The organism is Luteibacter sp. SVR4-7G, from assembly GCF_056755555.1.
The window spans coordinates 37,106-50,887 of sequence record NZ_JBPGXO010000034.1 but is presented as its reverse complement, the minus strand read 5'-3'; the positions used below and the strand labels follow the sequence as shown (position 1 = coordinate 50,887).

Annotated in this window: 12 protein-coding genes; 10 read left to right on the top strand and 2 right to left on the bottom strand. The window is 66.3% G+C overall.

Annotated elements, in window-relative coordinates:
- Nucleotides 1-288: 288 nt before the first annotated feature.
- The gene (prpB, locus tag ACR9ZH_RS13440; RefSeq protein ID WP_481291258.1) at nucleotides 289-1,176 is read left to right on the top strand and encodes a methylisocitrate lyase; all 888 of its coding nucleotides are present in this window, start codon (nucleotides 289-291) and stop codon (nucleotides 1,174-1,176) included.
- An 11-nt stretch (nucleotides 1,177-1,187) separates the two neighbouring features.
- Nucleotides 1,188-2,342 carry a bifunctional 2-methylcitrate synthase/citrate synthase gene (gene prpC / locus ACR9ZH_RS13435; RefSeq protein ID WP_481291257.1) on the top strand — a complete coding sequence of 385 codons (1,155 nt, stop codon included), beginning with the start codon at nucleotides 1,188-1,190 and terminating at the stop codon, nucleotides 2,340-2,342.
- 131 nt (nucleotides 2,343-2,473) lie between these two features.
- Here the strand turns inward: prpC and ACR9ZH_RS13430 are convergent, their stop codons facing one another.
- Nucleotides 2,474-4,492, bottom strand: a complete 2,019-nt coding sequence (locus ACR9ZH_RS13430) for an FAD-dependent oxidoreductase (protein WP_481291256.1) — start codon at nucleotides 4,490-4,492, stop codon at nucleotides 2,474-2,476.
- Nucleotides 4,493-4,780: 288 nt separating this feature from the next.
- On the opposite strand from ACR9ZH_RS13430, the gene ACR9ZH_RS13425 reads away from it, so the two are divergent.
- The 6 genes from ACR9ZH_RS13425 (at nucleotide 4,781) to ACR9ZH_RS13400 (ending at nucleotide 9,868) form a co-directional block, all read left to right on the top strand.
- Nucleotides 4,781-5,692, top strand: coding sequence for a hypothetical protein (locus tag ACR9ZH_RS13425; protein WP_481291255.1), 912 nt, complete (start codon nucleotides 4,781-4,783; stop codon nucleotides 5,690-5,692).
- Between the two features lie 86 nt (nucleotides 5,693-5,778).
- A complete protein-coding gene (locus tag ACR9ZH_RS13420; protein ID WP_481291254.1) occupies nucleotides 5,779-6,144 on the top strand; it encodes a hypothetical protein in 366 nt (121 codons plus the stop codon).
- Between the two features lie 5 nt (nucleotides 6,145-6,149).
- A complete protein-coding gene (locus ACR9ZH_RS13415) occupies nucleotides 6,150-6,830 on the top strand; it encodes a C39 family peptidase (RefSeq protein WP_481291262.1) in 681 nt (226 codons plus the stop codon).
- Nucleotides 6,827-7,480, top strand: coding sequence for a hypothetical protein (locus ACR9ZH_RS13410; protein WP_481291253.1), 654 nt, complete (start codon nucleotides 6,827-6,829; stop codon nucleotides 7,478-7,480). The genes ACR9ZH_RS13415 and ACR9ZH_RS13410 overlap by 4 nt, the downstream gene beginning before the upstream one ends.
- A 3-nt stretch (nucleotides 7,481-7,483) precedes the next feature.
- On the top strand, nucleotides 7,484-8,875 hold the full coding sequence (locus tag ACR9ZH_RS13405) for a coiled-coil domain-containing protein (RefSeq protein ID WP_481291252.1): 1,392 nt from the start codon (nucleotides 7,484-7,486) through the stop codon (nucleotides 8,873-8,875).
- Between the two features lie 138 nt (nucleotides 8,876-9,013).
- Nucleotides 9,014-9,868: an outer membrane protein gene (locus ACR9ZH_RS13400; RefSeq protein WP_481291251.1), complete on the top strand. Its 855-nt coding sequence runs from the start codon at nucleotides 9,014-9,016 to the stop codon at nucleotides 9,866-9,868.
- Nucleotides 9,869-10,004: 136 nt separating this feature from the next.
- Here ACR9ZH_RS13400 and ACR9ZH_RS13395 read toward each other — a convergent pair whose 3' ends face one another.
- The gene (locus ACR9ZH_RS13395) at nucleotides 10,005-10,685 is read right to left on the bottom strand and encodes a TerC family protein (RefSeq protein ID WP_481291250.1); all 681 of its coding nucleotides are present in this window, start codon (nucleotides 10,683-10,685) and stop codon (nucleotides 10,005-10,007) included.
- 286 nt (nucleotides 10,686-10,971) lie between these two features.
- Between ACR9ZH_RS13395 and ACR9ZH_RS13390 the strand changes: the two genes are divergently transcribed.
- Entirely contained in the window at nucleotides 10,972-12,423 is a 1,452-nt protein-coding gene (locus tag ACR9ZH_RS13390; RefSeq protein ID WP_481291249.1) for a bifunctional 2-methylcitrate dehydratase/aconitate hydratase, read from the top strand.
- A 196-nt stretch (nucleotides 12,424-12,619) separates the two neighbouring features.
- The gene (locus tag ACR9ZH_RS13385) at nucleotides 12,620-13,717 is read left to right on the top strand and encodes an OmpA family protein (RefSeq protein ID WP_481291248.1); all 1,098 of its coding nucleotides are present in this window, start codon (nucleotides 12,620-12,622) and stop codon (nucleotides 13,715-13,717) included.
- Nucleotides 13,718-13,782: the final 65 nt, after the last annotated feature.

Sequence of the window (13,782 nt, the reverse complement as noted above, 5' to 3'; positions counted from 1 at the left end):
CTACAAGGAAGGCGACGACAGCCAGGCGCTGCTGAAGAAGATCGCGTGGGAAATGTACGCCGTGGCGCGCCCCAAAATGTAGGAGCGCGCTTGCGCGCGACAGCTTTTGGGGCCGTGAGCAACAGGGCCTGCTGCTTCTCGCGAAAAGCTGTCGCGCGCTACGCACGCTCCTACCAAGGGCCGTCGTGCGCAGGCGGGGCTCCTGCACCCCGGCAGCGTTCCGCCGCGACGCAGCAAGGCCGTCACGTGCCGGTGCGCTAAAATGGTCCTCTTTACGCGGAGAGTTCCATGGCACAGCAATCCTCGCCCGGCGCCCGTTTCCGGGCCGCGCTCGCGGCGGAACGGCCGCTGCAGGTGATCGGCGCGATCAATGCCAACCACGCCCTGCTGGCCAAACGGGCGGGCTTCCGTGCCATCTACCTGTCCGGCGGCGGCGTGGCCGCCGGCTCGCTGGGCCTGCCGGACCTGGGCATCAACACGCTCGATGACGTGCTCACCGACGTCCGCCGCATCACCGACGTCTGCGACCTGCCGCTGATGGTCGACATCGACACCGGCTTCGGCCCAAGCGCATTCAACATCGCGCGCACGGTGAAGAGCCTCATCAAGTTCGGCGCCGCGGCCTGTCACATCGAGGACCAGGTGGGTGCCAAGCGCTGCGGCCACCGTCCGGGCAAGGAAATCGTCACGGCCGGCGAGATGGCCGACCGGGTCAAGGCCGCCGCCGATGCGAAGACGGACCCCGATTTCTTCCTCATCGCCCGCACCGACGCCATCGCGGTGGACGGCGTGGACGCCGCCATCGAGAGGGCGATCGCCTGCGTCGAAGCCGGCGCCGACGCGATCTTCGCCGAGGCGGCCTACGACCTGCCCACCTACAAGCGCTTCGTCGACGCCGTGAAAGCGCCGATCCTCGCCAACATCACCGAGTTCGGCCAGACGCCGCTGTTCAGCACCGATGAGCTGGGCAGCGTGGGCGTCGGCATCGTGCTGTATCCGTTGTCCGCGTTCCGCGCCATGAACAAGGCGGCGGAGAACGTCTACACCGCCATCCGCCGCGACGGCCACCAGCGCAACGTCATCGACACGATGCAGACCCGAGAAGAACTCTACGACCGCATCGGCTACCACGCTTACGAACGTCACCTCGACGAACTGTTCTCCAAGAAGGGTTAAGGAGTCACGCAATGAGCGACACCACCACCACCAACCAGCCCAAGGCGAAGAAGTCGGTCGCCCTGTCGGGCGTGGCTGCCGGCAATACGGCGCTGTGCACGGTCGGCCGCAGCGGCAACGACCTGCATTACCGCGGTTACGACATCCACGACCTGGCCGCCAAGGGCTCCTTCGAGGAAGTGGCCTACCTGCTGGTCCACGGCGTGCTGCCGAACTGGATGGAGCTGAACGCCTACCGTGCCAAGCTCAAGCGCATGCGCGGCTTGCCGGCGCCGGTGAAGAACGCGCTCGAACTGCTGCCCGCCGCCACGCATCCGATGGACGTGATGCGCACCGGCGCCTCGGTACTCGGCACCGTGCTGCCCGAAAAGGACGATCACAACGTCACGGGCGCCCGCGACATCGCCGACCGCCTGATGGCGAGCTTCGGCTCGATGCTGCTGTACTGGTACCACTTCAGCCACAACGGCAAGCGCATCGAAACCGAGACCGAAGACGAGTCGATCGCGGCGCATTTCCTCCACCTGCTGCACGGCCGCAAGCCCAGCGACCTGCACTCGCACGCGCTGGACCGCTCGCTGGTGCTGTACGCCGAGCACGAATTCAATGCCAGCACGTTCACCGCGCGCGTCATCGCCGGTACCGGTTCGGACATGTATTCGGCCATCACCGGCGCGATCGGCGCGCTGCGCGGCCCGAAGCACGGCGGCGCGAACGAGGTGGCGATGGAGATCATCGCGCGCTACCGCAATGCCGCTGAAGCGGAAGCCGACATCCGCGCCCGCGTGGAGCGCAAGGAAATCATCATCGGTTTCGGGCATCCGGTGTATACCGTGTCCGATCCGCGCAACGAGATCATCAAGGAGATCTCGCGCAAGCTCTGCACCGACGGCGGCAACCCACGCCTGTTCGAAGTCTCGGAGAAGATCGAGAAGCTGATGTGGGAACTGAAGAAGATGTTCCCGAACCTGGATTGGTACTCCGCGTCCGCTTATCACATGATGGGCGTGCCGACGGCGATGTTCACGCCGCTGTTCGTCATCGCACGTACCTCCGGCTGGAGCGCGCACGTGATCGAACAGCGCGAGGACGGCAAGATCATCCGCCCCAGCGCCAACTACACGGGCCCGGAAGACCAGGCCTATACGCCGATCGAGAAGCGCTGATGAGCCGATGCCGCGGGTGACCCCGCGGCATCGCCCTGTAGGAGCGCGCCTTGCGCGCGACAGCTTTTGGGGCCGTGCGTAACCGGCCCTGCTGCTCTCACGCGAAAGTCTGTCGCGCGCAAGGCGCGCTCCTACAACGCCGCGGCCAGGCGCGTCGCCTGGTCGATTGCCCGCTTCGCATCCAGTTCCGCCGCCACGTCTGCGCCACCGACGAGGCGCACGTCCACGCCCCGTGCCAGCAGCGCGTCGTGCAGGTCGCGGTTCGGTTCCTGGCCGGCGCAGACGATGATGTTGTCGACGTCCAGCACCTGCGGCGTGCCGTCGACGACCATGTGCAGCCCGGCGTCGTCGATCCGCTCGTAGACCACCCCGCCGATCATCTGCACGTGCTTGTTCTTCAGTGTCGCGCGATGGACCCAGCCCGACGTCTTGTTGAGCCGCCCGCCCGGCCGTCCCGCCGTGCGCTGCAATAGCCATACCTGTCGCTCCGGCGTTTCCGGCTGCGCGGGCATCAGGCCGCCGGGCGTCGACATGGCCATGTCCACACCCCATTCCTTCGTCCAGCGCGCGATATCCGTGGTGGGGGAGGGGGCATGCTCGGTAAGGAACTCCGCGACGTCGAAACCGATGCCGCCGGCACCGACGATCGCGACCTTGCGGCCCACGGCCGCGCCGTTCTGCAGCACGTCGAGGTAGCTCAGCACCTTCGGATGGTCCGCGCCCGGTATGTCGAGCATGCGCGGACGGACGCCGGTGGCGAGGACCACGGTGTCGAAGCCCCCGGCAGCGAGAGCCTCGACCGGGGCATCCGCGCCGAGCCGACGCTCGACGCCGGTGGCATCCAGGCGATGGTCGAAATAACGCAGGGTTTCGTGGAATTCTTCCTTGCCGGGGATGCGCTTGGCCATGTTGAACTGACCGCCGATCGCCGGCGCACGGTCGAACAGCGTGACGGCGTGGCCGCGCTCGGCCAGGGTCGTCGCCGCGGCCAGTCCCGCGGGCCCGGCGCCGACGACGGCGATGCGCTTTTTCGCCGGCGCGGGCGCGACGATCAGTTCGGTTTCATGACACGCGCGCGGATTCACCAGGCAGGAGGCACGCCGGTTCTGGAAGACGTGGTCGAGGCAGGCCTGGTTACAGGCGATGCAGGTGTTGATCGATTCCGGGCGCGCGGCGCGCGCCTTGTTCACCCACTCGGGGTCGGCCAGGAACGGGCGGGCCATGGAGACCATGTCGGCATCGCCGCGGGCGAGGATCGCCTCGGCCACATCGGGCATGTTGATCCGGTTGGTCGTTACCAGCGGGATGGACACCGCGCCCTTCATCCGCCGCGTGACCCAGGTAAACGCGCCGCGCGGCACGCTGGTGACGATGGTGGGAACGCGCGCTTCGTGCCAGCCGATGCCCGTGTTGATGATCGTCGCACCGGCGGCCTCGATGCCCTTGCCCAAGGTGACGATGTCGGTCCACGACTGGGCCTCGTCGACGAGGTCGAGCATGGATAGCCGGTAGACGATGATGAAGTCCTTGCCTACCGCCTCGCGCATGCGGCGCACGATCTCGATGGGGAAGCGCATGCGATTCTCCGCGGAGCCGCCCCAGCGATCGGTACGCTTGTTGGTCCGCGCCGCGAGGAACTGGTTGATCAGGTACCCCTCGGAGCCCATTACCTCGACACCGTCGTAGCCGGCGTCGCGGGCGAGCTTCGCGCTGTTCACGAAGGCGTCGATGCTGCGTTCCACCCCACGTGCGGACAGGGCGCGCGGCGTGAATGGCGTGATCGGCGACTTCACCCGCGACGGCGCCACCGAGAAGGGTTGATAACCGTAACGGCCCGCATGGAGGATCTGCATGCAGATCTTCCCGCCCTCGGCGTGCACCGCGCGGGTGACCTTGCGGTGCCGGCCCACGTGCCACGGCATCGACATCGTTCCCGACAGTGGCTTCAGCCAGCCCCTGATATTCGGCGCGATGCCGCCGGTGACGATGAGGCCCACGCCGCCACGGGCGCGTTCGGCATAGAAGGCCGCCAGCTTGTCGAAGTCGGCTGCCTTGTCTTCGAGACCGACATGCATGGAGCCCATGAGTACGCGGTTGGGCAGGGTAGTGAAGCCGAGGTCGAGCGGGGCGAGCAGGTGCGGGTAGGCCACGGAAGGCTCCGTTCAAACGATCGTTCGAATGATGGTCGGAACCGCCGCGGAGGGCAAGCCTTCACGAAATCATCCGCATTAGTGGCGTTACGGCATGTATCACCGCCGTTACAGCGCAAACCGTTCATGAGCGGGGCGAGCACCTGTAAACCCGCGTGGCAGCACGTCTCGCGGTGCGCGCGACGGAAGGCACGCAATTTGCTCCCTGGATTGGACCCGGTGCGTTGGCAGGGCGCCCGGTCATCCCGAAAAAACAGGGGTTTCGCGTCGCTCACAGGAGACTCTCCCATGCGTAAGACTCTCATCGCCACGGCGATCTGCCTCGCTACCGGACTGGCCTTGCCGGCCATGGCGGACGACACCCAGACCGGAGGTGCGGGCGCCAGCGCGCAACGCCGGTCTGTAGCCATCCAGTATTCCGATAGCTCAACCAACACCAACACCAATACCAGTTCGTTCAACACCATCTCGACCACGGCAGTGGCCGAAAGCACCCTCAACGGCACCGTGACGGGCAATACCGTCCTCAGCCTCGGCAACGTCGCCGTCAATCTCGGCAACGCGAACGGCGCGCGCGGCGGAGCGGGCGGTGACGGCTACGGCGCGGTCGGCCGCGGCGGCGCCGGTGGCGACGGCGGAGACAGCGGCAATGCACGTGCGCGCGGCGCGGTTGGCGGCGACGCCACCGAGAGCAGCGGCGGAGCACTGGGCGTCAGCGTCGCCTACGGCGGCGACACCAGTGGCGACGGCGGCAACTCCAACGGCGACGGCGGCAATGCGAATGGCCGGGGCAGGGGCGCGGATACGGCGACCGGCGGATCCACCGCGGGCACTGGCGGTGCGTCCGCCAGCACGGGCGCGACCTCGACATCGGGCGATGCCTCGCCGACCTCCACGGGCGGAACGGCGACCGGCGGTGCGGGCGGTACCGCGACGGCGATGTCGGGCGACGGCGGTGCCGGCGCGACCGGCGGCGACGGCACGGGCGGCTCCGGCACAGGCGGCAGCGGCGGTTCGGGCGGGGCGGGCGGTTCCAACAGCGTCGGCACCGGCAGCTACAGCATGGCCAACAACATGGGTAGCGCGGGTTCCACGCTGGCCGGTATCGGCAGCTTCGCGGCCAACTCGGGCGCGTCCTCGCTGATCCAGCAGAGCGTCAACGTGCAGGCCAACCTGAGCGTCGGCGGTGCCACCCCGTAACGAAGCACGGTAGCGAGAAAGAAGCCACGGGGCGCGAGCGCGCCCCGTGGCATCCCGAGGGGATCCCCAACTCCAGGAGAACGCTCATGCCGATGTTTCGACCCCACACCGTGCTCATGACGCTGGCCTTGCTAGGCGCTCCGTGCCTGGCCGCCGCCCAGTCGGCACCGGCGAGCGAGCCCCCGCCGCCTTCCTTCGGTGCGCCCACCTCTGTGGAGGCGCTGCAAGGCATGACCGGCGGCACCGACGCGCACGTTACGAACAACCTCAACACGCAGGAATCCAATGGCACGGTGAGCGAGAACACGGCGAAGGGCACCTATAGCGGTGCGAACTTCGTCGGCGACTCGGCATTCGGCAATGCGGCGGGCCTGCCCACCGTGATCCAGAACTCCGGCAACAACGTGCTCATCCAGAACAACACCATCGTCAACCTGCGGATGAACCCGTGAGATCGATGCGTGCCCTCATCCTCGCGCTGTTCGCGGCGCTGGCCGCGCCGTGCGCCATGGCGGACCGGGTCGAGGTGCAGACGAGTCCCGGCACCTCGTATCCGCTGAGGATGACGAGCCTCAAGGAGGCGCGCTTCCGCAATACGATCCGGCAACAGTACGACTTCAGCTGCGGCTCCGCCGCGGTGGCCACGCTGCTTACCTACCAGTACGGCTACCCGGTGAACGAGCAGATCGCCTTCGACATCATGTACACCCACGGCGACCGCGCGAAGATCGGCAAGGAAGGCTTCTCCCTGCTCGACATCAAGCGTTTCCTCGCCTCGCGCGGCTTCGAAGCCGACGGCTTCGAAGTGCCGCTGGAACGGCTCGACGCGGAGGGAATCCCTGCCATCGTGCTGATCAACGAGCGCGGCTACCACCATTTCGTCGTAGTGAAGGGCTACAAGAACGGTCGCGTGCTGGTCGGCGATCCGGCCCGCGGCACGCGTGCCATGTCGAAGCGGCGCTTCGACGCCATGTGGACGAACCGCGTCGTCTTCGTCATCCACAACCGGCGCGAAAGCGCCATCTTCAACAGTCCGCGCGACTGGGCGGTCGCTCCCGCGGCACCCATCGGCGAAGGCATCGAGCGCAACGGGCTCGGCCCCATCGTCATGCCCAAGCGCGGACCGGGGGACATATGAAAACCCGAACCCTATTGATCGCCGCCATGCTTGGGGCCGGCGCCTGTGCCGGCGTGGGCGCGACGGATTTCCCTGTGAACCGGGCGATTCCCGACGCCCGGCTGGATCGCATCCGCGGCGGCTACGATTTCGGCGACAACCTGCGTGCCTCGTTCGCGCTGCAGCGCACGGTGCTCATCAACGGCATGGAAGCCATGCGCACCACCATCAGCGTGCCCGACATCGCGAAGATGTCGGCGGAACAGGCGACCGCGCTGCGCGATGCCTTGCGCACCACGGTGATCACGAACGGTGCCGGCGGTGCCGAGAGCGCGGTACCGAGCGTACCCGCCGTCGCGCAGACGCCTTCCGGGACACCGGATACGAGCGCGGCGACGAACGTGCCTGCCGCGGCGGCGCCCCCGGTATCCGCGGCACCGGCATCCGCGCCCGCGGCGTCGCCCATGCCCATGCAAGCGCTGCCGCAGGCGGTCGTCGCCACGTTGCCGTCGTCCGGGCTGCCGGGACTCATCGTGCAGAACTCGCTCGACAACCAGGCCATCTCGGCCACCACCACCATCGACGCTTCGGTCAACACGGCGAACATGTTGCAGAACATGCGTGTCGCGGAGTCGATCCAGAACGCAGTGATCCAGTACCGGGGGAACTGACGCATGTATCGCAATGGCAGGGTGATGCAGGCAAGGACGTGCGCGGGCGCGCTGGCACTTGCCACGCTTCCGTTGTGGGTGGGCGCCTGTCTCGCCCAGGAGTCGCCGGTCGATCCGGCATTGCGCGAAAAGATCGAGGCGCAGGGCAAGCGCATCGACGCGATGCGCAGCCGCATGGCGGAACAGCTCGCGGAACTCGAGCAGATGAAGCGCGAGCTCGCCGCGCAGGAAGTCCAGTACAACGACCTGCGACGGGCAATCGGGCTCAACGCGCTGGAGGAGGCTCGCGGCGGGTCCGCCGCGCTGGCCAATCCGAGGGCGCAGGCCGATCCTGCCCAGGAGCCACCGCCGGCGCCGCCTCCCGGCGCTCCGTCAGCGCCGGCTTCCGCGCCCGTGGCGGCCACACAGCCCGTGGGCAGGCGCCCCGAGCAGGACGAGCGCCCGCCGGAGGTCGCACCGATCTTCGACCAGCCTGGCGTGCTCACGCCGCGCGGCAAGCTGATCGTCGAGCCTTCGTACCAGTACGGCTACTCGTCGAGCGACCGCGTGGCGCTGGTCGGCTATACCGTGATCCCTGCGATCCTCATCGGACTCGTCGACGTCCGGCAGGTGAAGACCACCACGCAGACGGGTGCCGTCGCCTTCCGCTACGGCCTCACCAACCGGATGGAACTCGAAGTGCGCGTCCCTTACGTGGATACGCATACGGACACGATCAGCCGCGAGATCTTTACCGGCACGGCGCAGGATCGCCTGTTCACCACCAGCGGCAAGGGCATCGGCGACGTCGAAGCCACGCTGCGCTACCAGATCAACGACGGCGGGGCGGACAAGCCGTATTACATCGGCTGGTTCCGCGCCAAGTCGCGCACCGGCCGCGATCCGTTCGAGGTCACCAGCGACTGCGTCACGCGCTGCGTCGAAAACTTCACCGGGACCGGCCTGCCGCTGCGCAGTCCGACCGGCACGGGCTTCTACTCCGCGCAAGTCGGCGTCACCTGGCTGTATCCGTCCGATCCTGTCGTGTTCTTCGGCAACCTGAGCTATCTGCACAACTTCGAACGCAAGAACGTAAGCCGTAACATATTAGGCGCGGGACAGCAGTTCCTCGGCGACGTCAAGGCAGGCGACATCGCGGACATCAGCATCGGCATGGGCCTTTCGTTGAACGAGAAGGCGTCGATCAGCATCGGCTACGACCAGGCCTTCGTCGGACGTACGTCGCAGAACGGCCATCCTTTGCCAGCCTCCGCGCGTGCGACGCTCGGCTCATTGCTGATCGGCGGCTCGTATCGCTTCAACGACAAGGAGACACTGAACGTGACCCTGGGCGTAGGCATCACGCGGGATACGCCTGATACGACCGTCACGGTGCGCGTGCCGATCACGCTCTGAAGGTTCACGCTCGCTTCACTCCGACCTGAACGCGTTTCAAACACGCGGAGGTTCATGTGCACACGATGCACACGTAAGGGCTCATTAAGATTTCGTCCGGGGGTACGAACGAAAACTTAATTGCAGGGAGTTTTTCGAATGCGCACACGTTCACATCGTCATGCCAAGGCCGCGGCGGGCCTGGCCATCGCTTCGCTCGCCGTTCTTGGCGCCGCCGCGCATGCACAGGACAGCGGGAAGAAGTCGCAGTCGCCCGCGCTCGACAACGTCAGCATCTGGGTCGGCGGTTACTACACCAACAACGACACGACACTCGGCGCCCATACGGGCATCCTCAATTCCAGCGGTGACGTGAACCTCGAGGACGACCTCGATTTCAAGAAGCACAAGACCGTGCCTCGCGTCCGCCTCGACTTCCTCATCGGCGAGCACCAGGGCTTCTCCTTCGATTACTACGAAGTGGACCGCTCGCACTCGAAGACGCTTTCCGAGCAGATCAATTTCCTCGGCAATCCCATCGACGCCACGGCCCGGGTCAAGGGCGACCTGAAGTTCACGTTCGGCAGTGCCGCGTACAAGTGGTGGTTCGGCACCGGCAACGACGTATTCGGTCTCGGCCTCGGTGCGGCCTACTACAAGGTCCACGGAAGCATCTTCGGTTCGGCGACGGTGAATGGGCAGTCCTTCGCGGAAGGCTCGAGCACGAACACCAGTGCCTGGGCGCCCAACCTGCAGCTCGGCTGGCGGCACGCCTTCAACGACCAGTGGCGCATGTACGTCAACGCCAACGGGGTGAAGAAGAACGGCGGCAGGCTCAACGGCCACATCTGGGATGCCGCGGTCGGCGTCGAGTGGTTCCCGTGGCAGAACGTCGGCTTCGGTGCCGAATACGCATATACGCGGATCAAGTTGAACCAGGACAAGCGCAACTACGACCTGAACCTCGACATGAAGCTGCACGGTCCGGCGGCCTACGTCCGCTTCCGCTTCTGACCCGTGTAGGAGCGCGCCCTGCGCGCGACAGCCTCTGAGGCCGCGAACGACAGGGCTTGGTGCTCATCGCGAAAGCTGTCGCGCGCAGGCGCGCTCCTACAGCGCGCCTGCGTGCACCTCTACAGGAGCCCTCGGGTCAGGCCAGCGCCTTCCGCTGGCTCCTGCGCGCCCACAGCCAGCCACCCCCGCAGATCCCCAGCACCAGCAGCACGTCGAGCAGCCAGGGAGCCCACGGGCGCGCCTCGAACCAGGGGGCGACGAGGTGGTCGTGGGCGATCATCCGCGCGGCCGTCCAGGCGATGGCGGCGGCGCCGATGTAGATGATCACCGGGAAGCGATGGATGAGCTTCAGGATCAGGGTGGAACCCCAGACGACCAGTGGCACGCTGATGGCCAGGCCGAGTATGACGAGGCCCATGTGGCCCTTTGCCGCGCCGGCGATCGCCAGCACGTTGTCCAGGCCCATAAGCGCGTCGGCCACCACGATCGTGCGGATGGCGGACCAGAAGCTGGACGCGGCGGAAATCTCCGGGTCGTGCTCGCCCGGCTTCAACAGCTTCCACGCGATCGGCAGGAGCAGGATGCCGCCGGCGAGCATGAGTCCGGGCAGCTTGAGCAGCCAGATCACCGCGAAGGTGAGGGCGACGCGTACGGCGATGGCGCCGAACGTGCCCCAGAACACCGCCTTCTTCTGCAGATGGGGCGGCAGGTTGCGGGCCGCCAGCGCGATCACGATGGCATTGTCGCCGGCCAATACGAGGTCGAGCAGGATGATGGCTGCGAGGCCGGAGAAGAATTCGGGAGTGAGGAAATCCATGCGGTATGTGGCCCTTGCGCGCTGATGGACCATGCGGCGGCGACGGGTACGCGCGCCCGTCGTCACCGCAAAAGTCTCGTTCCCGGCGCAAAGCCGCCATGACGACCGGGGCGCATTGGCACCCGTACTGACGATCGCCACACACGGGCCGGGATGGCCCGCGGAACTACTCCCCTTCGGGTGGTAGTGGCGGGCATTGTCCCAGTTGGGATGCAGCGCGGCAAGACACTGACCCCGGGTGACCGGTTAAAATCGCCGGCTTTCCCAACCCCTCGCGAGTGAAGTCATGAGCGCACACGACATCCGTTCCGCCACGCGTCCCGATCCGGACCAGCCGCTGGTGGACATCGCCAACTACGTGGCCGACTACACGGTCGACTCGCAGGAGGCCTATGACACCGCGCGCTACATGCTGCTCGACTCGCTGGCCTGCGCGGCGCTGGCGATGAAGTTCCCGGACTGCGTGAAGCATCTGGGCCCCATCGTTCCGGGCGCGACGCTCGCCGGCGGTTCGCGCGTCCCGTTCACCTCGCACGAGCTGGATCCGGTCCAGGCGGCGTTCGCCATCGGCACGCAGATCCGTTATCTCGACTTCAACGACACCTGGCTCGCCGCCGAGTGGGGCCACCCGTCCGACAACCTCGGCGCGATCCTCTCGGTAGCCGACTACCTCTCGCGCAAGGCGGTCAAGGAGGGTGGCACGCCGCTCACGGTCCGCGACGTGCTGGGTTACGCCATCAAGGCCCACGAGATCCAGGGCTGCTACGCGCTGAAGAACAGCTTCAACCGCGTGGGCCAGGACCACGTCATCCTCGTCCGTCTCGCTTCCACGGCCGTCACCACGGCCATGCTGGGCGGCGACAAGGAGCAGATCGTCACGGCCGTCTCGCACAGCTGGATCGACAACGGCGCGCTGCGCACCTACCGCCACGCGCCGAACACGGGTCCGCGCAAGAGCTGGGCGGCCGGCGATGCCTGCCGCCGCGCCGTCACCCACGCCATCAACGCCGTTTACCGCAACGTGGCGGGCTACCCGTCGGCGCTCTCGGCGAAGACCTGGGGCTATTACGACGTGGCCTTCAAGGGCAACGCGTTCGAGTTCGAGCGCCCGTTCGGTAGCTACGTGATGGAGAACGTGCTGTTCAAGATCAGCTTCCCGGCCGAGTTCCATGCCCAGACCGCGGTGGAGTGCGCCATGGCGCTGCACGCCCAGGTCGGTGGCCGCCTCGACGAGGTGGAGAAGGTGGTGATCGAGACCCAGGAAGCGGGCTGCCGGATCATCGACAAGACCGGCCCCCTGGCCAACTACGCCGACCGCGACCACTGCATCCAGTACATGGTGGCCGTGCCGCTCATTTTCGGCAGGCTGACCGCCGACGATTACAACGATTCCGTGGCTGCCGATCCGCGTATCGATGCACTGCGCGACAAAATGACCGTGGTCGAGAATCCGCAGTTCACCAAGGACTATTTCGATCCCGAAAAGCGCTATATCGGCAATTCGGTCCAGGTGTTCTTCAAGGACGGCTCGTCGACGGAAAAGGTCTCCATCGACTTCCCCATCGGCCACCGCAAGCGCCGGGCCGAAGGCATTCCCGTGCTGCTGAAGAAGTTCGAATCGGCGCTGCGCGCCGAGTGGCCCGCCGAGCGCGTGGAAAAGCTTCTGGCGGTCACCTCGTCCCCCGAAAAGCTGGACGCCATGCCCATTCACGAATTCATGACGCTCTTCACGGCTTGATAATTGCTGTGACTCGAGTATGAACGGCGGTTTGGGGCATGTGCCCAATTGTTTGATTTTTGCTAAACTGCCGCCGCCCGTTGAAGGGGTATGAAAGCGAGGGACGGCTGAAGTCCCCGGATTCGACAAGAGTTCTACGCGCGATTTCCGTCTGGGGTGGAGCGCGGACGCGAATACCAATAATGAGGAGACACCGATGAAACGTAAGGGCTTGTTTTTGCTGATCGGCTTGGCCCTGGGCGGCGTGGGTGCCGTTCACGCGCAGGAGTCCGCTGACACCGCGGGTAACGGCTATGACGGCCGCTGGTACATCGCCCCCACGGTTGGCGGTTACTACAACGATACCGACCGCAACACGAACAGCCGCCAGGTTTACTACGGCCTGGGCTTCGGCAAGTTCATCTCCAACAACGCGTCGATCGACATCTTTGCCGACCGCACCAAGCGCGACAACGACGGCGTTGGCCACTGGTCGAACAACAGCTACGGCGTTGCCGCCCGCTTCTACGCCGGTGCGTGGGACAGCTGGCGTCCGTACCTGCTCGCCGGCGTGATGGGTTCCTACCACCACAACCCGTCGGACAACGGCTGGTCCCCGGCCGCCCAGCTCGGCGTCGGCGTGTCGAAGACCATCACCGACAGCTCCGACTTCCGCGTGGAAGCCGGTTACCGCTACGACTGGGACGACAAGACCACCGACAGCGAGAACGGCTACGGTGACTGGTTCCTGGGCTTCTCGATCGTCTCGCGCTTCGGCGAGCCGCCGGCTGCTCCGGCTCCGGCCGCTGCTCCGGCCCCGGCTGCTCCGGACTGCTCGACGCTCGACACCGACGGCGACGGCGTGAACGATTGCGACGACAAGTGCCCGGCCACGCCGGCTGGCACGATCGTCGGTCCGGATGGTTGCCCGCAGAAGGTCGTCATCGACCTGCGCGGCGTCAACTTCAAGTTCGACCGTCCGAAGAAGGGCGAGACGAACATCGGCCCGACCCTGCAGGAGCCGACCAGCGAGTCGCTGGGCGTCCTCGACCAGGCTGTCGATACCCTGCAGCGTTACCCGCAGGTCAAGGTCACGGTTGCCGGTTACACGGATAGCGTCGGTAAGGACGCTTACAACCAGGGCCTGTCCGAGCGTCGCGCGAAGATCGTGTACGACTACCTGACCTCGCACGGCATCGGTGCGGATCGTCTGGAAGGCCCGATCGGCCACGGCGAGAACAACCCGATCGACACGAACGACACGGCCGAAGGCCGCGCTCGCAACCGTCGCACGGAACTGCAGGTTCAGCAGTAATACCTGTACAAGCCGGTCGCAAGACCGGCGCAACGAGAAGGAGCCCGGCGGAAGCCGGGCTCTTT

Excerpts from the sequence above, each read along its gene's own strand:
- prpB (WP_481291258.1), top strand. The coding sequence starts at position 289 with ATGGCACAGCAATCCTCGCCCGGCGCCCGTTTCCGGGCCGCGCTCGCG.
- prpC (WP_481291257.1), top strand. The coding sequence starts at position 1,188 with ATGAGCGACACCACCACCACCAACCAGCCCAAGGCGAAGAAGTCGGTC.
- ACR9ZH_RS13425 (WP_481291255.1), top strand. The coding sequence starts at position 4,781 with ATGCGTAAGACTCTCATCGCCACGGCGATCTGCCTCGCTACCGGACTG.
- ACR9ZH_RS13420 (WP_481291254.1), top strand. The coding sequence starts at position 5,779 with ATGCCGATGTTTCGACCCCACACCGTGCTCATGACGCTGGCCTTGCTA.
- ACR9ZH_RS13415 (WP_481291262.1), top strand. The coding sequence starts at position 6,150 with ATGCGTGCCCTCATCCTCGCGCTGTTCGCGGCGCTGGCCGCGCCGTGC.
- ACR9ZH_RS13410 (WP_481291253.1), top strand. The coding sequence starts at position 6,827 with ATGAAAACCCGAACCCTATTGATCGCCGCCATGCTTGGGGCCGGCGCC.
- ACR9ZH_RS13405 (WP_481291252.1), top strand. The coding sequence starts at position 7,484 with ATGTATCGCAATGGCAGGGTGATGCAGGCAAGGACGTGCGCGGGCGCG.
- ACR9ZH_RS13400 (WP_481291251.1), top strand. The coding sequence starts at position 9,014 with ATGCGCACACGTTCACATCGTCATGCCAAGGCCGCGGCGGGCCTGGCC.
- ACR9ZH_RS13395 (WP_481291250.1), bottom strand. The coding sequence starts at position 10,685 with ATGGATTTCCTCACTCCCGAATTCTTCTCCGGCCTCGCAGCCATCATC.
- ACR9ZH_RS13390 (WP_481291249.1), top strand. The coding sequence starts at position 10,972 with ATGAGCGCACACGACATCCGTTCCGCCACGCGTCCCGATCCGGACCAG.
- ACR9ZH_RS13385 (WP_481291248.1), top strand. The coding sequence starts at position 12,620 with ATGAAACGTAAGGGCTTGTTTTTGCTGATCGGCTTGGCCCTGGGCGGC.